Origin of the sequence: Amaricoccus sp., assembly GCF_036846665.1 — a bacterium.
Taxonomy (GTDB): Bacteria; Pseudomonadota; Alphaproteobacteria; order Rhodobacterales; family Rhodobacteraceae; genus Amaricoccus.
This window is the reverse complement of record NZ_DAIUBO010000051.1, coordinates 1-19,910: the sequence shown is the minus strand read 5'-3', so window position 1 is coordinate 19,910 and position 19,910 is coordinate 1. Positions and strand designations below refer to the sequence as shown.

The window sequence follows — 19,910 nt, the reverse complement described above, 5'->3', positions numbered from 1 at the left end:
GGTCGACATGACCACCTCCTCGCCGGACGTGGCCCGCCGGGGCGGCGCCGAGGCGGCCGGCCGGGGCGTCATGGCGCTGGATGCCCCCGTCACCGGCGGCGCGCCGGGGGCCGAGGCGGGGACGCTCACCTTCATGGTCGGCGGCGCGCCGGCTGCGCTCGCGGCGGTGCGACCGCTGCTCGAGGTGATGGGCAGCCGGATCTTCGCGATGGGCGCCGCCGGCGCCGGCCAGATCGCCAAGGCCGGCAACCAGATCGCGGTGGCGGGCATCCTGCTCGGTCTCGCCGAGGCGCTTGCCTTCGCCGAAGCCTCCGGCCTGGCGCCCGCCAAGCTACAGGAAGTGCTCGCGACAGGCACCGCCAGCGGCCCGCTGATGCAGCGCCTCGGCCCGAGGATGGTGGGCGGAAATGCCGAGGTGAGCTTCACCATCGACCATTTCATCAAGGATCTGGAAATCGCCATCGCCGCCATGCCGGAGGATGCGGCAAGACTTGCCGCCGCCGAACTCTGCCGGGACCTCTATGCCGGCCTCGCCGGTGCCGGCGCCGGCCGGAAGGGACTCCAGGCGCTCATCGAGCACTACCGGCCTGCGCCGCCCAAGGCGTGACCGCTCGCGGGGACGGCACCGTCGTCACCGCGCGGGCGTGCAAGGAAGCAGATCGGGGAATGCGGAGGGGATCCCAACGAATCCTCGCGCACTGACGGCCTTCCCCTTGCGACCTGTGCGGCCGGTTCGGCAGCCTATTTGCGGACCCTGCGACGGTCGTCGGCGAAGGAAGTCGGAAGGGGGGTGGCGGCGATGCGGCTCTCGAACGTGCGAAGCTTCGGCGCTGCCGCCGTCTCCGCCACCGAGCGGACAAGGGCGAGCAGCGAGTCGCGCGTCTCGGGATCGGCGATGGAGCGATAGGCGCTCTCGAGGGCGATGATCTCGTCCGGCTCCGTGCCGGGATCCTCGGGGGAGGGCTCGGCCCCTGGAAGCGAGGCGAGGCCGTCGTAGAAGAACTGCACCGGCACACCGAGAAATCCCGCGAGAAGATAGAGCCTGCCGGCGCCGATACGGTTGGTTCCCTTCTCGTATTTCTGCACCTGGCTGAAGGTCAGACCGAGATGCCGGGCGAGCCGGGCCTGGCTGATGCCGAGCGCCTCCCGTCGCTGACGCATTCGCCGGCCAACCCAAGCATCGATTTCACCGGCCGACTTCGCCATCATGGACCAACTCGCTTCCAGAACTCGCCAAAGGCTCCGGTTTTCATCTAGAGCGGGAAGCGGGCCCATAAGAAAGCTGTACAATTGTATAGGACTTCGCGTCCGAGACCGCGCGACGCGGCTGACGGGTCCGTTCTGCCCCGTAATCATGGTCCGCATAACGACTATTCGGCGGCGATGAGATGCGAGGTTCGCATCGCGGGCATGCGCAGGACGGCATATCGGCGGCCGTCGGCCTCGCTGAAGTAGGACCCGCCGTCCTGGCTGACGGCGAAGCCCAGTTGTCGCAATGCGCGCATCAGCGAAGGGCGCGTCAGGGTCACCATCTCGATCCCGCCAAAGCGATTCGCGATCTCGATCAGGCCCTCGACGATCAGGGCGAGACAATCGGCGCGTTCGGATTGCGTCCGCACCCGGTCCGAGGTGACCAGTCGGGTGCATTCCCAGACCTCGTCCGAAGCGATGTCGCCTTGCAGCACTTCGGCCGGGATCTGGTCGATCCGTCCCTGCTGGGCGTCTCGCAGCATGTATGTGTGTCGGCCCCAGACGGCGCTGGTCGGCATTATCCGCGCCCCGCCGATCACCTCGCCGCGCCGGAGCACCAGCGAATAATACGCGCAGGGGTTGTCGTACTGGTCCATTTCGACGTCGTCGTTATGCGGGATGTCCCACCGAAGCGCGTCGACGAAGAACGCCTTGCGCAAGCGCAGATATTCGTGAAAAGCCGAACCGTGCCGGTGCTGGCCGAGAAAATCGAAGGTAATGTTGTGCATGATTCACTCTCCAAGGTGGAGAGTGGATTTAAGCCCCTATGCAACCTCTTGTTAATAGTCGTTATGCGACCAGATACAAAGCTGCATCGTGTTTCTTAAGTGGGGTGTCGGAATCTGGCTAGATCATTCCGAGCATAGTTGCTCGAGCAGCAGCCTGGGATCCAGTTTTTGCATTCAACTTGACTCGGGCGCTCTTGAGCCTTTGCTTAATAGCGCTCTCGGAGATACCGAGAAGGCACGCTATTTCTTTCATGAGCAGCCCGTTTTTCACGAGGCTCAATGTCTCCAACTCGGCAGCAGTCAAATTCCTCGGCCGCGCATGCGCCAAATGGGACTGAATAAGCATTTCGTTCAGAAGTTGCATTTCGTCGTTCTTGTACTCGCGGTCCGACCTGAAGAAGAAGCCGAAGGACCGCTGGCCGGCATCTCCGGCGTCGAGGAAGCTCGCCACCGCGCCGAAGTTCAGCCCATGGGTCCTGGCGAGTTCGAGGACGCCCTGGCTGTCGTTCGCGCCGAGCGTGCCCCACCGCGTGATGCCGCAGTTCCGATAGGCCCAGACCATCGCCGGATCGTGCACGATCAGGCCGCTGACGGTGTATTCGCGGACCCAGGCCGCGGGCAGGTAATTGTGCTCGACCATCGGGAAGGCGTAGCCGACACGAATTGCGACGTAGAAGCCTGCGGGAGCGAGCGGAGCGATCTCGTTCGGATTCATCAGGCTCCTCGTCTCGATTCGTTTCCAGTTCTCAACAAACGGGCTTCCGCGGCCGCTCGGGAGCAACTACCTTCGTCCCGCGGCGAGGTTATGCCGGTAATCGCGATCGTGCAACCATGTCGCGAGCCGCGAGGGGAAATGACGCAACGGGCGAGTATTGCGGCCCTGCTTCACGAGATCGACCGGCTCAGCCCGGCCGGTTTCGCGGTGGCGATGCATATCCGCTTCACCCGACCGACCTATCTGTTCCAGACCTACGCCAAGCGCTGGATGGATCACTATTCGGCGAAGGGCATGGTCGTGCATGACCCGCTGGTGCACTGGGGCCTGCAGAACGTGGGACGGGTCCGCTGGTCCGAACTCGAGGCGATCGACAGCCACGGCGTGCTGGAGGCGGCCAAGGATTTCGGGCTTATGAACGGCGCCTCGATCTCGGTGGTCATCGACGGATCGCGCAGCATCTCGGGCTTCGCGCGAGCGGACCGGGAATATACCGATGCGGAGATGCAGGAGCTCGAGGAGATCCTCGTCGCGCTGCATGTCGCCACAACCGGCTTGGGCGAACTCAACGAGAGCGACCAGCGCGCGCTCACCGAGCTCTCGATCAAGCTGACCCATTGACGGGCGGGTATCGGACGGGACATGTCGCGGATGGTGCCTGTGGCGGCGGAAACCACCGGACGGCGGCCGGAAGCGGCGGCTAGACGGGAGGCGAGTCGGGCGACGCGCCGTCGCTGGTGTGGGAGGACGTGCCTATGAGTGAAACCGCGGAAGCAGGGTCGGGCAGCCGCCGCGGGCGGGGCGGCGGCGCGGCGCGGCGGGCCGAGCGCACCGCGCCGAGGATCGAGGCGGCGCCCTATATCCGTCGCCGGATCCCGAACTACGAGATCCTCGACGAGGAGGGGCTGGCGCTCATCGAGGCCAATGCCGAGACGGTGCTGGAGGAGATCGGCGTCAATTTCGCCGACAACCCGGCGGCGCTGGAGCTCTGGCGCGGGGCGGGGGCGGACGTGCGCGGCGAGCGGGTGCATCTGCCGCGCGGGCTGGCGCGCTCGCTCTGTGCCACGGCGCCGCGGGAATACACCCAGATGGCCCGCAACCCCGAGCGCAACGTGGTGATCGGCGGCAAGAGCCTGGTGCTGGCGCCGGTCTACGGCCCCCCCTTCGTGCGCGACATGGCGGGCGGGCGGCGCTATGCGACGATCGCGGATTTCCGCAACCTCGTGCGGCTCGGCTACATGTCGAAATGGCTGCACCATTCGGGCGGCACGGTCTGCGAGCCGACCGACATCGCGGTGAACAAGCGGCATCTCGACATGCTGCTGGCGCATATGACGCTCTCCGACAAGCCCTTCATGGGCTCGGTGACCGAGCCGGTGCGCGCCGAGGATTCGGTGGAGATGTGCCGGATCCTCTTCGGGGCCGAGAACGTCGGGCCGAACTGCTACATGACCTCGCTCATCAACATCAACTCGCCGCTCACCTTCGATTCCACGATGATGGGCGCGCTCGAGGTCTATGCCCGCGCCGGCCAGGGGGTGATCGTCTCGCCCTTCATCGTCGGCGGTGCCATGGCGCCGGTGAGCGTCGCCGGCACGCTCACGCAGGTGCTCGCCGAGGCGATGACCGGCGTCGCCTATTCGCAGCTGGTCAATCCCGGCGCCCCGGCGATCTTCGGCGCCTTCGTGACCTCGATCGACATGAACTCCGGGGCGCCGACCTTCGGCACGCCCGAGGCGAGCAAGATCCTCTGGGGCGCGGGCCAGCTCGCGCGGCGGCTGAACCTGCCGTTCCGCTCGGGGGGCGCGCTCTGCGGCTCCAAGCTGCCCGATGCCCAGGCCGCCTACGAGACCGCGAACACGCTCAACGCCGCGCTGCTCGGCGGGGTCAACTTCATGCTGCATTCCTGCGGCTGGCTCGAGGGCGGGCTGGTATCGTCCTTCGAGAAATTCGTGCTCGATGCCGATCAGCTCGGCGTGCTGCATGCCATCGCCGAAGGCATCGACCTCAGCGAGAACGGCCAGGCCATGGAGGCGATCCGGGAGGTGGGGCCGGGGGGCCATTACCTCGGCTGCCAGCATACGCAGGCGAATTTCAAGACCGCCTTCTGGCGCTCGGACCTGCTCGACTACCGGCCCTTCGAGACCTGGGCCGAAGCCGGCGCCCAGGATTCGATGCAGCTCGCCAATGCGAGGGTGGCGAAGATGCTCGCCGAATACGTGGCGCCGCCGATCGACCCGGGCATCGCCGAGGGGCTCGACGACTATGTCGCCCGGCGCAAGGCTTCGGAGCCGGACGCCTTCGGCTAGAGCCGGCTTCGTGCGCGCGCGCACATCCGGCTATGTGGTTGATATCATGCGGGAACGCGTTTCGCGTAAACCTGGTCTTCACGATGCGCGATACGCTCTCTCGAACGCGAGGCCTTCGCCGTCCCGCCCGTGCGTCAGCGCGGGCAGGGTTCCCCGGCAGGAGGGCGGGCCTTTGTCGTGCGGTGTGCCCGGGACGGTGGTGCAGGCCGAGGTGATGGCGGGTCAGGCGGTCGGCGTGCCCCAGGCGGCGTCATAGGCGGCAACGCCGGCCGCCGTGGCCTGGGCGATGCGTGTCAGCGGCCAGTCCGGCTGGAAGAGCGCGGAGCCGAGGCCGAAGCCGTCGGCGCCCGCGGCCTTCCAGTCGGCGAAACTCGCGGGCGCCGCGCCGCCCACGGCATAGACCAGCGTGTCGCGGGGCAGGACGGCGCGGATCGCCTTCAGCCCTTCGAGCCCGGCCATGCCGGCGGGAAAGAGCTTGAGCGCATCGGCGCCGGCATCGAGCGCGGCGAAGCATTCGCTGGGCGTGAAGACGCCGGGATAGGAGCCGAGGCCGAGTTCCTTCGTGCGCGCGATGACCTGGGCATTGCAGTTCGGAGAGACGATGAAGCTCGCGCCGGTATCGGCGACCCGGCGTACCTCCTCGGGGGCGAGCACGGTGCCGGCGCCGATGCGCGCGCGATCCCCCAGCGCGGCCTGCATGGCGGCGATGCTGCGCAAGGGGTCGGGCGAGTTGAGCGGGACCTCGATCCAGCCGATCCCGGCCTCGACGATCGCGGTGGCGGTCTCGATGGCCCGGGCGGGATCGATGCCGCGGAGGATGGCGATCAGGCGGCGGCTCATGGGGTGCTCCGTGTCGAGGCGAGGGCGGAATGCGCGGCGGCGAGCCCGGCGAGGGTGAGGCCGGCGACGGCGACCTGCCGGGCCGCGAGCCCGCAATGCGCCAGCGCGGCGCGATAGGCCTCCGCGAGGCCGGCGGCGCCGATCAGGACCACGTCGCGCCCCAGCCAGTAGGGGCGCGTGGCGGCGAGCTCGGCGCCGATCAGCAGGCCCGAGAGCCGGGCGCGGGCGCGCTCTGGGGCGAGATCGGCAAGCAGGGATTCGGCGCGCAGGCCGAAGAGCCGCGCGGCGAGGCGCTCGGGGCGGGAGAGGGTCTCGTCCACGGCCTCGATGAAATCGGGCTCCGACCAGCCGGTGTCGGCGACGGAATGGCGCAGCACCGAGGCCTTTGCGAGCAGGGCGAAGATCTCGCCGGTCATGAAGCTGGTGAAGCTCACCACCTCGCCGGCGCCGACATGGGCCCATTTGCTGTGGGTGCCCGGCAGGCAGAGCACGCCGTCGAAATCCGGCTCGCCGGCGAGGAAGCCGGCGATCTGGGTCTCCTCGCCGCGCATCACGTCCCAGGGCGTGCGCTGGCAGAGCCCCGGCAGGATGTGGAGGCGGAGCCGCGGGTCGGCGACCGCCGGGCGCACGAAGCGCTCGGGATGCAGCGGCGGGCAGGGGACGGCGGCATAGGGCGCCTCGGTCCAGCCCTGGCGCGCGCCGACCATGCCGCAGGCCAGCGCCTCGGTCACCCTGCCTTCCGCGAGCCAGGGTCCGACCAGCCGCAGGAGCGCGGGCTCGAAATCGCCGGGGCCGAGCCGGGCCATGCCGTCGTCGGAGGCGGCCACGTCGAGCACGGCGCCGTCGGCGCCGATCGCCCAGGCGCGCAGGTTCGAGGTGCCCCAGTCGACGGCGATCCAGGCGGCCCCGTTCATCCGGTGACCACGACGCCGCCGTCCACCACCATCGCCTGGCCGGTCATCATGCGCGAGGCGTCGGAGGCGAGGAAGAGCGTGGCCTCGACGATGTCCCGCTCGACGAGATGCTCCTTGAGGCATTGCCGGGCGAGATGCGCGGCGAGCGCCTTTTCCGTGGCCCAGAGGTCGCGCTGCCGCCTGGTCAGCACCCAGCCGGGCACCAGCGCATTCGCCCGGATGCGGTCGGGGCCGAGTTCGCGGGCGAGGCCGCGGGTCATCCCGGTGATGGCGGCCTTGGCGGTCATGTAGGCGAGGTAGCCGGCATTGCCCATCAAGTAGGAGACGGAGGAGAAATTGATGATCGAGCCGCCGCCGGCGGCCTTCATGCCGGGCGCGGCAGCCTGGGCGGTGAAGAAATGCGGGCGCAGGTTGATCGCCTGGGCGTGGTCCCATTCCTCGACCGTGTAATCCTCGATGGCGCGGCGCTGGTCGTTGGCGGCGTTGTTGACCAGCACGGTGACGGGGCCGTGCAGCTCGGCCGCCTTGGCCATGGCCGCGCGCAGGGCGGCGATGTCGACGATGTCGCAGGGCAGGAAGAGCGGCGTGTTGCCGTGGCGGGCGCTCGCCTCGGCGACGAAATCGCCGGCGTCGGAGCGCTGCACGAAGGCGACGCGGGCGCCCTGTTCGAGGAAGCCTTCGGTGAGCGCGGCGCCGATGCCGGATCCGCCGCCGGTGATGAAGACCGAGCGGCCCTCGAGGTCGTGAAAGGTGGCGTATCGCGTCATCGTCGGGTCTCCGCGCGCAGAGGCGGCTTCCTTCTAGCACCGGGACCCTCGGCGGGGAACGCCGGGGCGCGGGCCGGATCAGGTCGTCACGAGTTCGGCCAGGAAGCCGCGGGTGAAGCGTTCGAGCGCCGCCCAGTCGGTCGGGTCGGCGGATTGTTCGGGGCCGCCGAAGCCGAGCCAGCCGAGGGCGCGCCGGGCGGGGCCGAGATCGGCGGGGCCGGGCGCTTCCGCCACATGGTGCCGATGGGCGGGAACCCAGCCGGTCGCGGCGCTCAGCCGCGCGACGCAGGCCTCCGCCGCGTCGCGGTCCCGGCCGCGCCCGAGCGCGGGCTCCACCGAGACCAGGGCGTTCCGCGTATAGGTGAGCTGGTCGGCCCAGTCGCGCACGAGGCTCTCGAAGCGCTGCGGATAGGCGCCGCCGTGGACCGGCGCGGCGAGGATCACCGCCCCGGTGCCCTCGGCGAGCGTCAGGGTCTCGTCGGCGATGTCGACGAGATGCACCAGATGCCCCGCCTCCCGCGCGATCTCGGCGATGCGCGCGGCGACCCGGCGGGTCAGGCCCTCGACGGTGACATAGGCGAGCAGGATCTCCATGCGCCGCCCGTCACTCCGGGTGGCCGAAGCCGGGATGCAGCCAGGCCACGATCAGCGCGCCGAGCCCGAGCAGCGTCAGGGCCGGCACCGCGAACCAGGCGAGGAAGGGCACCAGCGCCACGAGACCGACGATCACCGCGCCGATCAGCGCGGTCAGGAACCGCTCGCCGAGCGTGTCGGGCTCGAGCAGCCCGATCCAGCCCCAGGTCCCGCGCCCGACCATCCAGACCCCGATGAGGTAGCCGAGGAAGGCGAAGCCGAAGGCCGCCAGCAGGACGACCGGCGCGGCGAGCAGGCCGAGGATCGTCAGGGCGAGCAGGATGGCCGATCCGACCAGGACCGCGAGCGCGAGGAAGCCCATGCCGAAGGTGCGCCAGGGCCGGTCCGCGGCGATGCGCGCGAGCCGCTCGACCCCCGCCGGCGCGATCAGGCTGAGCAGGGTGACGAGGATGGTCAGGATCAGCGCCCCGATCGCCGCGCCCGTGGCGATCGCCATCCAGTCGCGGGGGCCGCGCTCGGGCAGGATCTGGAGGTCTTCGGTCAGCGCGTGGCGCTCGATGCGGTCGGGCGGGATCACCGATTCCGGGACCACCGGCTCGTCCTCGCCGGTGGCGAGCTTCAGCCGGCCGCCGATGCTGGCGCCGGGCCCGAATTCGACCACATTGGCGGTGATCGCCACGTCGCCGGCGATCGCCGCGTCGATTTCCACGGTATCGGCGGCGAGGAGCGCCGTGCCGCCGACCGGCGCGTCGAGCTTGAGGTGGCGGGCGGCCGCGCGCAGGTCGCCGCCGACCGCGGCCGCGACGGAAACGTCGTAGCCCATCAGCATCGCGTCGCCGCCGACCGGCGCCGAGGCGGCCACGTCCGCGCCGCTCGCGACGAGCATGCCCGCGACCTCGGCATGGGTGGCCACCCGGCGACCCGCGAGCCAGGCCGAGCCGGTGATCGGCGCCCGCAGGTCGATGTTCTCCCCGGCCGCGAAGGCGTCGTCGATGCCCTCGGTATCGAGGCTGAGCGTGCCGCCGGCGACATAGATGTCGTCGCCGAGGCGGAAGACGTCGTTTTCGTCCTGGGCCAGCGCGGGGGCGGCGAAGGCCAGCAGGGCGAGCAGAACTGCACGGATCATCGCATCCCCTCCTCGAGCTTTGACGGCGCCGATCTTCGGCCGTGAGGCGCGGCTTGGCAAGTGCGGCGCCCGGCCCCGGCGGGGTGGTGGCATGGGGGATCGCCCTCGGCGCGGGCAGAGCGGGCGGCGTCGCCGGATGACGTTCCCGCGACTGGCCCCCCCTCACATCCGCAATGCCCTGCGGCGGGCGCGGGTCTCGCGGAACCAGATCACGAGGCCCGAGGCCACGATGATGGCCGCGCCGGCCAGCATGGCGCCGTCGGGCATGTCGTCGAAGACGATCCAGCCGAAGAGGATGCCCCAGAAGAGCAGCGTGTACTGGATCGGGGTGATGGTCGCGGCATCGGCGAGCTTGAGCGAGCGCGCGATCGCGAGATGCCCGCCCATGGCGACGATGCCGAGCAGCGCCAGCAGCCCGAGATCCCCCGGCGGCGTCGGGACCCAGGCGAAGGGCGCGACGACCAGGCCCGCCAGGGCCGCGCCGAGGGTCTGCCAGAACACGAGCGCGGTGTCCGGCGTGGCGCGCAGGGCGCGGGCCGTGAGCACCATGGTCGCATAGGCGAGGCTGCCGAGCAGCGAGACCGCCACCGCCGGCGCGATGCCCCCGCCCGGCCGCAGCGCCACCAGCACGCCGAGAAAGCCGAGCAGGATCGCTCCCCAGCGCCAGGGGCCGACGCTTTCGCCGAGCGCCCAGGGCGAGAGCGCGGCGACATAGATCGGCGCCGCCAGCCAGTAGGTCAGCACGTCGGCGAGCGGCAGGACCGCGACCGCGAGATAGAAGCACACCAGTTCGGCGGTCGAGGCGGAGACGCGGAGGAGCTGCAGGCCCGGCCGGTGGACCGGCAGGAGCGGGATGCGGTTGCGCCAGAGCATCAGCGCGAGGATCGCGAGCGCCGCGAGCGAGCGCAGCAGGATCACCTGGCCGACCGAATAGGTCGCCACGAGCCATTTCCCGAGCGTGTCGTTGAGCGCGAAGAGCAGCATGCCGAGCAGCGCCAGCAGGATGCCGAGGCGCTGCGGCGTCATTGCCCGCTTCCGGCGCGGGAGGGTCCGGCGGGGGAATGCCCGCCACGGCGGTCACACATGCAGGGCGCCGGGGTTCATCCTGCCGTCCGGATCGAGGGTCGATTTCAGCCCGCGCAGCATGGTGCGGGCGGGCTCGTGCAGGCGCGCATCGAAATCGGCGCGCTTCAGCCGGCCGATGCCGTGCTCGGCGCTGATGCTGCCGCCGTGACGGTCGACGCAGGCGTTCAGGACCGCCTTGGCACGGGCGAGGGCCTCGCCGGCGGGCGCGGCCCCGGCTCCGGTCGGGGGGAAGACATTGAGATGCACGTTGCCGTCGCCGAAATGGCCGTAGGCGACGGCGCGGGCGCCCGGCACGGCCGCCTCGATCTCGGCGCAGGCCTCGCGCACGAAGCGCGGCAGGGCCGAGAGGCGGACCGAGACGTCGCTGCCCAGGGAGCGGCCCATGCGCGCCTGGCCCTCGTTGACCGATTCGCGCAGCGCCCAGATCCGCTGCGCCTGCGCCTCGCTCGTGGCGAGGATGCCGTCCTCGACGAGGCCCGCCTCGGCGGCCTCGGCGAGAAAGCCCTCGAGCAGCGCCTGGAGGTCCACCGGGCCGGGGGCGGCGAGCTCGATCAGCGCGTAGACCGCCGCCGGGCTCGCCAGCTCCGGCGCGTCGGCCTGGGCGGCGACGGCGATCTCCATGGCGGGCGGCATCAGGAATTCGAAGGCCGAGAGCAGGTCCGAGCAGGCGCGCCGCGCCAGGTGGAAGGTGCGCATCGTCGCCTCGAGGTCGGGCAGGCCGATGAGTGCGCTCGCGCGCGTGGCCGGGCGCGGCACGAGCCGCAGGGCGGCGGCGGTCACGATGCCGAAGGTGCCCTCGGCGCCGATGAAGAGCTGCTTGAGGTCCGGGCCGGTGTTGTTCTTGCGCAGGGTGCGCAGCCCGTCCCAGAGGCTGCCGTCGGCGAGCACGACCTCGAGCCCCAGCACCTGCTCGCGCATCATGCCGTAGCGCAGCACGTTGATGCCCCCGGCATTGGTCGAGACGACGCCGCCGATCTGGCTGGTGCCCTGGGCGCCGATCGAGAGCGGCAGGAAGAGATCGTGCCCGGCGACCGCGTCCTTGACCGTCTGCAGGATGCAGCCCGCCTCGACGACGGCGGAATAATCGTCGGGCTCGATGGCGCGGATGCGGTCGAGCCGCCCGAGGCAGAGCGCCACATGGCGCTTCGGATCCTGGGGCAGGGCGCCGCCGACCAGGCCGGTATTGCCGCCCTGCGGCACGATGCCGAGCCCGAGCCGGCCGCAGGCGCGCACCATGGCGCGGACCTCCTCGGTCGCGCGGGGACGCAGAACCGCGAGTGCGGCGCCGGTCCCGGTATGGAACCAGCCGGCGAGGAAGGGCGCCATGTCCGCGGGATCGGTCAGCACCGAGCCGGGTCCGAATTCGGCGACGAGCGCCCGCTCCGATCCTTCCATCACGCCCTCCCGGCCGCCCCTGGCACCCCTGCCTAGCGGAGGGCCGATTGCCCGGCAAGGCTCGCCCATGCTAGCCGTGGCGGGAAACCGGGGAGGGGCCCATGCATGTCCTGATCATCGGCGCGGCGGGAATGCTCGGCGCCAGGCTCGCGGCGTCGCTGGCCGGCGATGCCGCGGCCGGGGTGGAGCGGCTGACCCTGCTCGACGTGGTGCCGCCGAAGGCGCCGGAGGCGGCAGGCTGCGCGGTCGAGACGGCGCGCCTCGACCTCGGCGACGCGGCGGCGGTGGCGGCGGCGGTCGCGGCGCGGCCGGATGTGATCTTCCATCTCGCGGCCATCGTCTCGGGCGAGGCCGAGGCGGATTTCGAGAAGGGCTACCGGATCAATTTCGACGGGACCCGCAATCTCTTCGAGGCGGTCCGCATGCTGCCCGGCTACACGCCGCGCCTGGTCTTCACCTCGTCGATCGCGGTCTTCGGCGCGCCCTTTCCCGACACGATCCCCGACGAATACCACCCGACGCCGCTGACGAGCTACGGCACCCAGAAGGCGATGGCCGAGCTCTTGCTCTCCGATCATTCCCGGCGCGGGGTCTTCGACGGGATCGGCATCCGGCTGCCCACGATCTGCGTGCGCCCGGGGGCGCCGAACAAGGCCGCCTCGGGCTTCTTCTCCAGCATCCTGCGCGAGCCGCTCGTCGGCAGGGAGGCGGTGCTGCCGGTCGAGGAGAGCGTGCGGCACTGGCATGCGAGCCCGCGCGCGGCGGTGGGCTTCCTGCGCCATGCGATGACGCTCGACCTCGAAAGGGTCGGGCAGCGGCGCAATCTGACCATGCCCGGCGTCTCCGCGACGGTGGGCGAGCAGATCGAGGCGCTGCGCCGGGTGGCGGGGGACGGGGCGGTGGCGCTGATCCGCCGCGCGCCCGACCCGGTGATCGCGCGCATCGTCGCCGGCTGGCCGGCGCGCTTCGATGCAAGGCGGGCGATCGCGCTGGGCTTTGCCGCCGATGCCTCCTTCGATGCCATCGTCGCGGCGCATGTGGAGGACGAGCTCGGCGGCCGCATCGGCGCCTGAGCCACGGGACGAATTCATAGAAGACAATGGGTTCGTCGCCCTGTATGCTTCCCGTTGGTGGCGCGCGGCGCCGGCGGTCGAGGGAGAGGGCCATGGGTTCGGCTTCGATGGAGGCGGCCGGCTGGGTCGTGGCGGCGGCCCTTCTCGCGGCCTTTCCGGGAACGGCGCGCGCCCAGGACGCGGCGACGGGTGACGAGGCGGTGCAGGCGGAAGCCGTCGGCGCCGAGGCGGCCGACGCGGCCGCGGAGGCGGAGGAACCGCTGCTCGGGGAAGAGGAGCTCGACGATCTGGTCGCCCCGGTCGCGCTCTACCCCGATGCGCTGCTGGCGCAGGTCTTCGTGGCCTCGACCTATCCGCTCGACCTGGTCAAGGCCGACCGGTTCATCGGCGACAATGCCGAGGTGGACGACAAGGAGCGCGCCGCCCTCGCCGAGGCCGAGGATTGGGATCCGAGCGTCCAGGTGCTCGCGGCCGGCTTCCCGACCGTGGTGCAGCGCATGGCGGCGGAGATCGACTGGACCGAGCAGCTCGGCGAGGCGACGCTGACCCAGACCGACGACGTGCTCGATGCGGTGCAGCGCATGCGCACGCTGGCGATGGCGAACGGCTCGCTCACCAGCAACGAGGCGCAGCTCGTGGAGGTCGAGGACGACCAGGTCAGCATCGCGCCGGCCGATCCGGAGGTGGTCTACGTTCCGAGCTACGAGCCGGCGCAGGCCTTCGCGCCGGCGCCGGTCGGGACCGCGCCGATGGTGGTCACCGAGGGGACGGGCTTCTCGACCGGAAACGCGCTGGCCACCGGGGCGATCGCCTTCGGCAGCGCGATGATCCTCAGCGAGATCTTCGACGACGACGACGATTGGGACGATTACTGGCGCGGCCCGCCGGTCGTCGACTGGGACAACGACGCCTTCTATCCGCGGCCGGGCATCAACGTCGACGGCGACGTCAACATCGACCGCGACCGCATCACCAACGTCGATCTCGGCGATCGCACGAACCGGATCGACCGGGACCGGGTGAACCTCGACCGCGAGCGGATCGGCGACATCGACCGCGACAGCGTCCGGCTCGACGACGACGGGCGCTGGAAGCCCGACGAGCGGCGCAAGCGGGAGGCCCGGGACAAGATCGCCGCGCGCGAGCCCGGCAGCGCGACGCCGAAGCAGAGGCGGGACGCCGAGAAGCTGAAGGGCCGCGGCGGCGGGGCCGCTTCCCTCGACAGGAGCGGCGCGCGCGAGAAGCTGAAGGCGTCGCAGGCGAAGCGCCCGCCGGGCAAGAAGCCCGCGGCCGAGGTCTCGGCGCTCAGGCCGACGGCGGAGGGCAAGAAGCGGACCAAGCAGGCGGCCGACCGGGGGACCGCGAGCGCGGCGAAATCGAAGCTGCCGGCGAACTCCAGGGCGAAGCAGGCGGCCGGCAAGAAGCCGAAACCGGCGGCCAAGCCGAAGCGCCCTGCGGCGAAGAAGACGGCCGCCGCCCGGCCGGGCGGCGCGGCCAAGGCGAAGCAGGCGAAGAGGCCCGCGGCCAAGAAATCGCCGAAGAAGCACTCGGCGCTCAATCAGCGCTCCGGCGGTGGCAAGGCGAAGGCGGCATCGAGGCGCGGCGGAAAGAGCCACACCAAGCGGAAGAGGCGGTGACACGGATGTTCGAGAGAGGCGCTGCGACCATGACCCATCCGACCCTGAGGCGCACCCGGCGCGGCCCGCATCTCGCGGCGCTGCTGCTCGGGGCCGCGACGCTGGCGTTGGCGCTGCCGCGCGCGGCCGCCGCCGAAGCCCTGATCTTCGAGACGCCCGAGGCGGCGGTTTCGGCCCTGATCGCGACGCTGGAGGCGGCGGACCGGGACGAGCTGGTCGCGATCTTCGGGCCGGAGAGCGAGGACGTGATCCTGACGGGAAACGACGCCGAGGACCGGGAGGTCTGGAGCGAGTTCCTCGGCAACCAGCGCGCCATGAGCCGGATCGTCGTCGACGGCGCCACGGCGACACTGGAAGTCGGCCGCACGCTCTGGCCCTTCCCGATCCCGCTCGTCGGGACCGAGGCCGGCTGGCGGTTCGACGCCGAGGCCGGGCGCGAGGAGGTGCTGCTGCGCCGGATCGGCCAGAACGAGCTCGACGTGATCGACCTGATGGGGGGCTATGTCCGGGCGCAGGCCGACTATCGCGCCTCGGATCCGGATGACGACGGGCTCAGGACCTTCGCCGCCGGCATCCTCAGCACGCCGGGCACCCGGGACGGCCTCTACTGGCCGCCGGAGCCGGGCGCGCCGGAGAGCCCGGTGGGCGATTTCATGGCGCGGGCCTCGGCCGACGGCTACAGCGTGGGCGAGGAGGATCTCGAGGCCGACCCCTATCTGGGCTATTATTACCGGGTGCTCACCCGCCAGGGGCCGGAGGCCCCCGGCGGCGCCTTCGACTACATGGTGGGCGGGCACATGCTGGCCGGCCATGCGTTGCTCGCCTATCCGGCCGCCTATGGCGAGACCGGCGTGATGAGCTTCATGGTGGGGGAGAACGGCGTGATCTACGAGGCCGATCTCGGCGAGGAGACGCTCGAGGTCGCCGGCGCGATCGAGAGCTACGATCCGGGCGAGGCCTGGGCGCCGGTCGAGGCGGAATAGCCCTCGAGCGCGCGGCCGATCGCCTCGAAGAGCGCGGTCATCGAAACCGGCTTGGTGAGATAGTCGTCGATCCCGGCCGCGAGGAACCGCTCGCGGTCGCCGGGCTCGGCATTGGCGGTCAGCGCGATGATCGGCAACCGGGACGCGGTGCCTTCCAGGGCACGGATCCGGCGGGTGGCCTCGATGCCGTCGAGCACCGGCATCTGGATGTCCATGAGCACGAGGTCGTAGTGGCGCGCCTGCGCCGCGGCCACGGCCCCCGCGCCGTTCGGGGTCAGATGCGCGTCATGCCCGGCCATCTCCAGATAGGCGAGCAGCACCTTCTGGTTGGTCGCGTTGTCCTCGGCGACGAGGATGCGCGCGGTCCGGCGGCCGGCGGGCGGACGGGGGACGATCCGCGGCTCCTGCGACTCGGCGACGGCTTCGGGCGAGGCGGCGGGCGGCGCGGGGATCCAGAAGCGGAAGGTGCTGCCGAGGCCCTCGACGCTGTCGACCGTGATCTCGCCGCCCATCAGCTCCACGAGCTGCTTGCAGATGGCGAGGCCGAGCCCGGTGCCGCCGCGCTTGCCGGATTCGAGCTGCGCGAAGCGGGTGAAGAGCTCGGCGCGGGTGGATTCGGGAATGCCGATGCCGGTGTCGCGGACCGCGACCGAGAGGGCGCCGCCGCCGCGGGCGTCGAAGCCGAGGCGCAGCTCGACACTGCCCGCGTCGGTGAACTTCAGCGCGTTGCCCACGAGATTGGTCAGGATCTGGCGCAGGCGGGTCGGATCGCCCCGCACCCATTCCGGCACGTCGCCGTCGAGGCTCATGAAGAGCCTCAGCCCGCGTTCCTCGGCCACCGCCGACATCAGGATGACCACGTCGCGGGCGATCTGCGAGGGGTTGATCGCGCCGGCCTCCAGCGTGACCCGGTCGGCCTCGAGCTTGGAGAGGTCGAGCACGTCGTTGAGCAGCGAGAGCAGGTGCTCGGCCGATTTGCGCGCCACGCTCGTGCGCTCGCGCTGCTGGGTGTCGAGATCGGAGCGCAGCAGCAGGTCGAGCATGCCGATCACGCCGTTCATCGGCGTGCGGATCTCGTGGCTCATGGTGGCGAGGAACTGCGACTTGGCCTGGGTGGCGGCTTCGGCCTCGCGGCGCCGCGCCTCGATCTCGACGCGGTGCTCCACGTCGGCGGTCACGTCCCAGTTGACGCCGATGAGATTGAGATCGCCGTCGCTGCCGCGATGGGTCGAGGCGGTCGCCCGGATATGGCGGATCGCGCCGTCGGGCAGGATGAGGCGGAAGTCCGAGCGATACCTGCCGTCGCCGCCGATGCAGGTGGCGAATTCGGCCTCGGCGCGCGCGAGGTCATCGGGGTGCAGCCGCGAGCGCCAGTCCTCGTAGGTCCGGGGGCGGCCGTCGGCGGGCATGCCGTAGAGCTCGTCCATCCGTGCGTCCCAGATGAGCTCGCTGGTGTCGATGTTGAAGTCCCAGACGCCCACGCGCGAGGCGTCGAGCGCCAGCCCGAGCCGCTGGGACAGGCGCTGCAGCTCGTTCTTGCGGCTCTTGAGCTGCGCCACATGCGCGTGGCGCTCGGCGATCAGGGCGCGCGTGCGCAGCATGGGAACGGCGACGAGGCCGATCGAGAGCAGCGTGAGCAGCCGGATCGGCCAGACCGCGCCGGGGGTCACGCTCCAGCCCCCGCTCGGCACCGCCGCGAGGGTCCAGGCGCCGCCGGGCATCGCGACGCTGGTGGTGACCGGGTCGCGTCCCAGGACCTGGGCATCGCCGAAGAGGAGCGCGCGCCCCGGCGCCCCGCCATGCGGCTCGGCTTCGACGAGCGCGAGGTCGAGCTTGCCGGATTGCGCGTCGAGCCCCGCGGCCTCGAAGAGCTGGCCCCGGTCGATCACCGCCACCGCATGGCCGCAGAATTCCTCGCCGCCCTCGGGCGTCGCGGTCTTGATCGGGGACCAGATCACCAGCGCCGGCGCCGCTCCGAGCGGGATGCTGGCGGTGCCGGATTCGCCGGAAGACATGTGCTCCAGCACCTCCCTCAGACGCGGCGCCAGTCCGCCCGCCTGGGTCCAGACCTGGATCCGGCCGTCCTCCCAGGAGGCCGCGAGCGCCCCTATCGCCGCGGTCTTGCCCTGCAGCGCGCGCGCCACCTCCATGAAGCGCGCCTCGGACATGGCCGGGGTCGCGGAGAGGGTGCCGGCGAGCCGCGCGAGCACGTCGAGCTGGTCGCCGACCGCCTCCTCGAGATCGGTGCGCAGATCCTCGAGCACGATGCCCGTCCCGGTCCGCTGGATGTGGCGGGCGAGGTCGCGGCTCTTCATCTCGGTGATGACGCCCACGACGAGGATCACCGCCACCGCGAGCGCGAGCGGAACGAAGGAGGCCGCGGCGGGCTGGCCCGCGGGTCTGCGCGTTTTCCGGTTCTCGCTCATCCCTTCCCCGACGTCATCGCTCCGGCCCCGATCCGCTTCGCCCGCCCGGCCAGCGCGCCCGGGACGCAGCCGCCGCGCCCCTCTCTAGATCGACTCTGTAAAGAAGCGACTTCGCCGCGGCGCGAAACAATCTAAGGTTGTAGGCAAATGCTGTTATCCCGTTCGGGCCGGGAGCGTCAATGGATATTGCCGGTCGGCGGGCGCGATGTGGCGGCCCGATGACACGGGGCCGGAGGGGCCGTCACTCGGCCCAGCCCGACCCGATCAGCGCCCGTTCCGCCGCGGGGCCGAGGCTCGGGCCGGCCCCGAGCGCGTCGAGGGCGCCGGTCAGGGCGGCATCGGTGGTGCCGGCCGCGGGCAGGTAGCCGCCGAGTTCATCGCCCGGGGTCTCCAGCGGTTCGGAAACCATGACCGCCACGATCCAGGCCGCCGGTCCGTCGCGGCAGGCGATGCCGCGCGAGAATTGCGCGGACTCGCCGTCGAGCGCCTCGAATTCCCGGCAATAGCGCCCCGCGCCGTCGCGGAAGGTCGCGATCATGGTGATCTCGCGCCCGGTCTCCAGCGCCACGCTGTCCCCGCTGGGCACCTCTTCGAGCACCGCGTGAAGATCGCCGGCGACCGGCCCGACCTCGCTTTGCCCAGGGCCCGAGGTCCAGGTGCCGATCGACACCCCGATCACGAGCGCGAGCCCCGCCGCCGCCGCGAGCAATCCCGCCGGCGCCAGCCAGCCGCGGAGCGATTCGGGCAGGCGGGCGCCGCTCGGGGGCGGCGTAGGCGCCAGCACCCGGCGGATGCGCTCGGGAACCGGCTCCGCGAGCGGTGCGGCATAGGCCGCCGCCAGCAGCCGGTTCAGCTCGTTGAGCGCATCGACCTGCCGGCGGTCCTCCGCGCTGTCCGCGAGAAGCATCACCACCCGCGCCGCGTCTTCCGGCTCCAGCGCGCCGTCGACATAGGCGGCGAGCCGCTCGGGCCCGCTCAGCGCGCCCATGCCCGAGCCTCCTCCGGCGGCGTGTCCATGATGTCGAGCAGCCGGCTGCGGGCGCGCGAGAGGCGGCTCATGACGGTGCCCATCGGCAGGTCCAGCACCTCGGCGGTCTCGCGGTAGTTCAGCCCCTCGATGGCGACGAGGACGAGCACCGCCCGCTGGTCGTCCGGCAGCCGGTCGACGGCATCCCGGATCCGGGCGAGGGTCAGCCGGTCGTCGAGCCGCCGCGCGCTCTGGCCGTCGTCGGAGAGCTCGGTGCGCTCGGGATCGACGCGGGTGCCGCGCACCTTCTGGCGGCGGCGGTCGTCGAGCCAGAGATTCTGCATGATGCGGAACATCCAGCTGTCCATGCGCGTGCCGGGACGGAACTGGTCGGCGTGGCGCAGCGCGCGCTCGCAGGCGGTCTGCACCAGGTCGTCGCCGGCGTCGCCCGAGCCCGTCAGCGCATAGGCGAAGCGCCGCAGCCGCGGCACGAGATCGACCAGCTCGCTCTGGAACCTGCTGTCCAGCCCCGTGTCCCCCCTCGACGTCGGAGCCCGGCAATCCACCGGGCCCGACCGGCCGCATGCTACGAAAATCGGCGGGCTTCAGCAACTTGCATCCTGTGGCGGCCGGATTGCATGATGCCGCCGGGAGGAGAGGTGGTCTCATGAGTCGTATTGTGCTGGCATTCGCCGCCTGTCTTGCGGTCCTGTCGTTCGGCGCTCCGCGAAATCCCGAAGGCCCGGACGGCTGGCGTGTCGACCTCGCCGCGGCGCATGCCCGGGGCGCCGACGACCATGACGACGATCATGATCATGATCACGACGACGATCACGATCACGATCACGATCGCGACGACGATCACGATCATGGTGGTCGAGGCGAGGGCGACGGCGACAACGGCCATGGCGGCAAGGGCGACGGCAGCGGGAACACCGGCGGCGACGGCCATGGCGGTGGCGGAGACGGCGGCGACGGCAACGACGGCAACGGCGGCAAGGGCGAGGGGAACGACGGCAACGGCAACGGGAACGCCGGCAACGACGGCGATGGCGGCGATGCGACCGGTGGCGGGATCGGCGGCGGGATCGGCGGGCGC

General features: G+C 71.1%; 20 protein-coding genes. 6 read left to right on the top strand and 14 right to left on the bottom strand.

Annotated elements, in window-relative coordinates; all coding sequences use genetic code 11:
• Positions 1–607, top strand: a 607-nt coding sequence (locus V7050_RS07130) for an NAD(P)-dependent oxidoreductase (RefSeq protein WP_324410421.1), incomplete at its 5' end; no start/stop codon positions are given.
• Positions 608–741: 134 nt separating this feature from the next.
• Here the strand turns inward: V7050_RS07130 and V7050_RS07125 are convergent.
• The 3 genes from V7050_RS07125 to V7050_RS07115 form a co-directional block, all read right to left on the bottom strand.
• Entirely contained in the window at positions 742–1,161 is a 420-nt protein-coding gene (locus V7050_RS07125) for a helix-turn-helix transcriptional regulator (RefSeq protein ID WP_324365213.1), read from the bottom strand.
• Positions 1,162–1,370: 209 nt separating this feature from the next.
• Positions 1,371–1,979, bottom strand: a complete 609-nt coding sequence (locus V7050_RS07120) for an acyl-homoserine-lactone synthase (protein ID WP_324365212.1) — start codon at positions 1,977–1,979, stop codon at positions 1,371–1,373.
• 118 nt (positions 1,980–2,097) lie between these two features.
• A complete protein-coding gene (locus V7050_RS07115) occupies positions 2,098–2,694 on the bottom strand; it encodes a helix-turn-helix transcriptional regulator (RefSeq protein WP_324365211.1) in 597 nt (198 codons plus the stop codon).
• Between the two features lie 138 nt (positions 2,695–2,832).
• On the opposite strand from V7050_RS07115, the gene V7050_RS07110 reads away from it, so the two are divergent.
• A complete protein-coding gene (locus V7050_RS07110) occupies positions 2,833–3,315 on the top strand; it encodes an autoinducer binding domain-containing protein (RefSeq protein ID WP_324365210.1) in 483 nt (160 codons plus the stop codon).
• A gap of 134 nt (positions 3,316–3,449) precedes the next feature.
• Complete coding sequence (locus tag V7050_RS07105; RefSeq protein WP_324365209.1) at positions 3,450–5,003, top strand: trimethylamine methyltransferase family protein; 1,554 nt, start codon at positions 3,450–3,452, stop codon at positions 5,001–5,003.
• Positions 5,004–5,225: 222 nt separating this feature from the next.
• Here the strand turns inward: V7050_RS07105 and V7050_RS07100 are convergent, their stop codons facing one another.
• The 7 genes from V7050_RS07100 to V7050_RS07070 form a co-directional block, all read right to left on the bottom strand.
• Positions 5,226–5,843 carry a 2-dehydro-3-deoxy-6-phosphogalactonate aldolase gene (locus V7050_RS07100; protein ID WP_324365208.1) on the bottom strand — a complete coding sequence of 206 codons (618 nt, stop codon included), beginning with the start codon at positions 5,841–5,843 and terminating at the stop codon, positions 5,226–5,228.
• Positions 5,840–6,757 carry a 2-dehydro-3-deoxygalactonokinase gene (locus V7050_RS07095; protein WP_324365207.1) on the bottom strand — a complete coding sequence of 306 codons (918 nt, stop codon included), beginning with the start codon at positions 6,755–6,757 and terminating at the stop codon, positions 5,840–5,842. The genes V7050_RS07100 and V7050_RS07095 overlap by 4 nt, the downstream gene beginning before the upstream one ends.
• Complete coding sequence (locus tag V7050_RS07090; RefSeq protein WP_324365206.1) at positions 6,754–7,524, bottom strand: SDR family NAD(P)-dependent oxidoreductase; 771 nt, start codon at positions 7,522–7,524, stop codon at positions 6,754–6,756. Before V7050_RS07090 ends, V7050_RS07095 begins: the two co-directional genes overlap by 4 nt.
• A 78-nt stretch (positions 7,525–7,602) precedes the next feature.
• A complete protein-coding gene (locus V7050_RS07085; RefSeq protein ID WP_324365205.1) occupies positions 7,603–8,118 on the bottom strand; it encodes a flavodoxin domain-containing protein in 516 nt (171 codons plus the stop codon).
• Between the two features lie 10 nt (positions 8,119–8,128).
• Positions 8,129–9,244: a hypothetical protein gene (locus tag V7050_RS07080; RefSeq protein ID WP_324365204.1), complete on the bottom strand. Its 1,116-nt coding sequence runs from the start codon at positions 9,242–9,244 to the stop codon at positions 8,129–8,131.
• A gap of 162 nt (positions 9,245–9,406) precedes the next feature.
• Positions 9,407–10,270 (bottom strand): DMT family transporter, encoded by an 864-nt coding sequence (locus V7050_RS07075; protein WP_324365203.1) that lies wholly within the window; start codon positions 10,268–10,270, stop codon positions 9,407–9,409.
• 51 nt (positions 10,271–10,321) lie between these two features.
• On the bottom strand, positions 10,322–11,725 hold the full coding sequence (locus V7050_RS07070; RefSeq protein WP_324365202.1) for an FAD-binding oxidoreductase: 1,404 nt from the start codon (positions 11,723–11,725) through the stop codon (positions 10,322–10,324).
• 101 nt (positions 11,726–11,826) lie between these two features.
• On the opposite strand from V7050_RS07070, the gene denD reads away from it, so the two are divergent.
• From denD to V7050_RS07055, 3 genes are all read left to right on the top strand, one after another.
• The gene (gene denD / locus V7050_RS07065; RefSeq protein WP_324365201.1) at positions 11,827–12,798 is read left to right on the top strand and encodes a D-erythronate dehydrogenase; all 972 of its coding nucleotides are present in this window, start codon (positions 11,827–11,829) and stop codon (positions 12,796–12,798) included.
• A 92-nt stretch (positions 12,799–12,890) separates the two neighbouring features.
• The gene (locus tag V7050_RS07060) at positions 12,891–14,435 is read left to right on the top strand and encodes a DUF3300 domain-containing protein (RefSeq protein WP_324365200.1); all 1,545 of its coding nucleotides are present in this window, start codon (positions 12,891–12,893) and stop codon (positions 14,433–14,435) included.
• A 29-nt stretch (positions 14,436–14,464) separates the two neighbouring features.
• The gene (locus tag V7050_RS07055; protein ID WP_324365199.1) at positions 14,465–15,418 is read left to right on the top strand and encodes a DUF2950 domain-containing protein; all 954 of its coding nucleotides are present in this window, start codon (positions 14,465–14,467) and stop codon (positions 15,416–15,418) included.
• Here V7050_RS07055 and V7050_RS07050 read toward each other — a convergent pair.
• The 4 genes from V7050_RS07050 to V7050_RS07035 all read right to left on the bottom strand — a co-directional run.
• The gene (locus tag V7050_RS07050) at positions 15,376–17,844 is read right to left on the bottom strand and encodes a hybrid sensor histidine kinase/response regulator (RefSeq protein WP_324365198.1); all 2,469 of its coding nucleotides are present in this window, start codon (positions 17,842–17,844) and stop codon (positions 15,376–15,378) included. The genes V7050_RS07055 and V7050_RS07050 overlap by 43 nt on opposite strands.
• A gap of 241 nt (positions 17,845–18,085) precedes the next feature.
• Positions 18,086–18,832, bottom strand: a complete 747-nt coding sequence (locus tag V7050_RS07045) for a hypothetical protein (protein ID WP_324365197.1) — start codon at positions 18,830–18,832, stop codon at positions 18,086–18,088.
• Complete coding sequence (locus tag V7050_RS07040; RefSeq protein ID WP_324374296.1) at positions 18,820–19,302, bottom strand: RNA polymerase sigma factor; 483 nt, start codon at positions 19,300–19,302, stop codon at positions 18,820–18,822. Before V7050_RS07040 ends, V7050_RS07045 begins: the two co-directional genes overlap by 13 nt.
• 95 nt (positions 19,303–19,397) lie before the next feature.
• On the bottom strand, positions 19,398–19,910 hold a 513-nt coding region (locus tag V7050_RS07035), incomplete at its 5' end, for a hypothetical protein (protein ID WP_324410419.1).

Bases quoted from the DNA above. Each gene is read 5' to 3' on its own strand.
- V7050_RS07125 (WP_324365213.1), bottom strand. From the start codon at position 1,161: ATGCGTCAGCGACGGGAGGCGCTCGGCATCAGCCAGGCCCGGCTCGCC.
- V7050_RS07120 (WP_324365212.1), bottom strand. From the start codon at position 1,979: ATGCACAACATTACCTTCGATTTTCTCGGCCAGCACCGGCACGGTTCG.
- V7050_RS07115 (WP_324365211.1), bottom strand. From the start codon at position 2,694: ATGAATCCGAACGAGATCGCTCCGCTCGCTCCCGCAGGCTTCTACGTC.
- V7050_RS07110 (WP_324365210.1), top strand. From the start codon at position 2,833: ATGACGCAACGGGCGAGTATTGCGGCCCTGCTTCACGAGATCGACCGG.
- V7050_RS07105 (WP_324365209.1), top strand. From the start codon at position 3,450: ATGAGTGAAACCGCGGAAGCAGGGTCGGGCAGCCGCCGCGGGCGGGGC.
- V7050_RS07100 (WP_324365208.1), bottom strand. From the start codon at position 5,843: ATGAGCCGCCGCCTGATCGCCATCCTCCGCGGCATCGATCCCGCCCGG.
- V7050_RS07095 (WP_324365207.1), bottom strand. From the start codon at position 6,757: ATGAACGGGGCCGCCTGGATCGCCGTCGACTGGGGCACCTCGAACCTG.
- V7050_RS07090 (WP_324365206.1), bottom strand. From the start codon at position 7,524: ATGACGCGATACGCCACCTTTCACGACCTCGAGGGCCGCTCGGTCTTC.
- V7050_RS07085 (WP_324365205.1), bottom strand. From the start codon at position 8,118: ATGGAGATCCTGCTCGCCTATGTCACCGTCGAGGGCCTGACCCGCCGG.
- V7050_RS07080 (WP_324365204.1), bottom strand. From the start codon at position 9,244: ATGATCCGTGCAGTTCTGCTCGCCCTGCTGGCCTTCGCCGCCCCCGCG.
- V7050_RS07075 (WP_324365203.1), bottom strand. From the start codon at position 10,270: ATGACGCCGCAGCGCCTCGGCATCCTGCTGGCGCTGCTCGGCATGCTG.
- V7050_RS07070 (WP_324365202.1), bottom strand. From the start codon at position 11,725: ATGGAAGGATCGGAGCGGGCGCTCGTCGCCGAATTCGGACCCGGCTCG.
- denD (WP_324365201.1), top strand. From the start codon at position 11,827: ATGCATGTCCTGATCATCGGCGCGGCGGGAATGCTCGGCGCCAGGCTC.
- V7050_RS07060 (WP_324365200.1), top strand. From the start codon at position 12,891: ATGGGTTCGGCTTCGATGGAGGCGGCCGGCTGGGTCGTGGCGGCGGCC.
- V7050_RS07055 (WP_324365199.1), top strand. From the start codon at position 14,465: ATGACCCATCCGACCCTGAGGCGCACCCGGCGCGGCCCGCATCTCGCG.
- V7050_RS07050 (WP_324365198.1), bottom strand. From the start codon at position 17,844: ATGAGCGAGAACCGGAAAACGCGCAGACCCGCGGGCCAGCCCGCCGCG.
- V7050_RS07045 (WP_324365197.1), bottom strand. From the start codon at position 18,832: ATGGGCGCGCTGAGCGGGCCCGAGCGGCTCGCCGCCTATGTCGACGGC.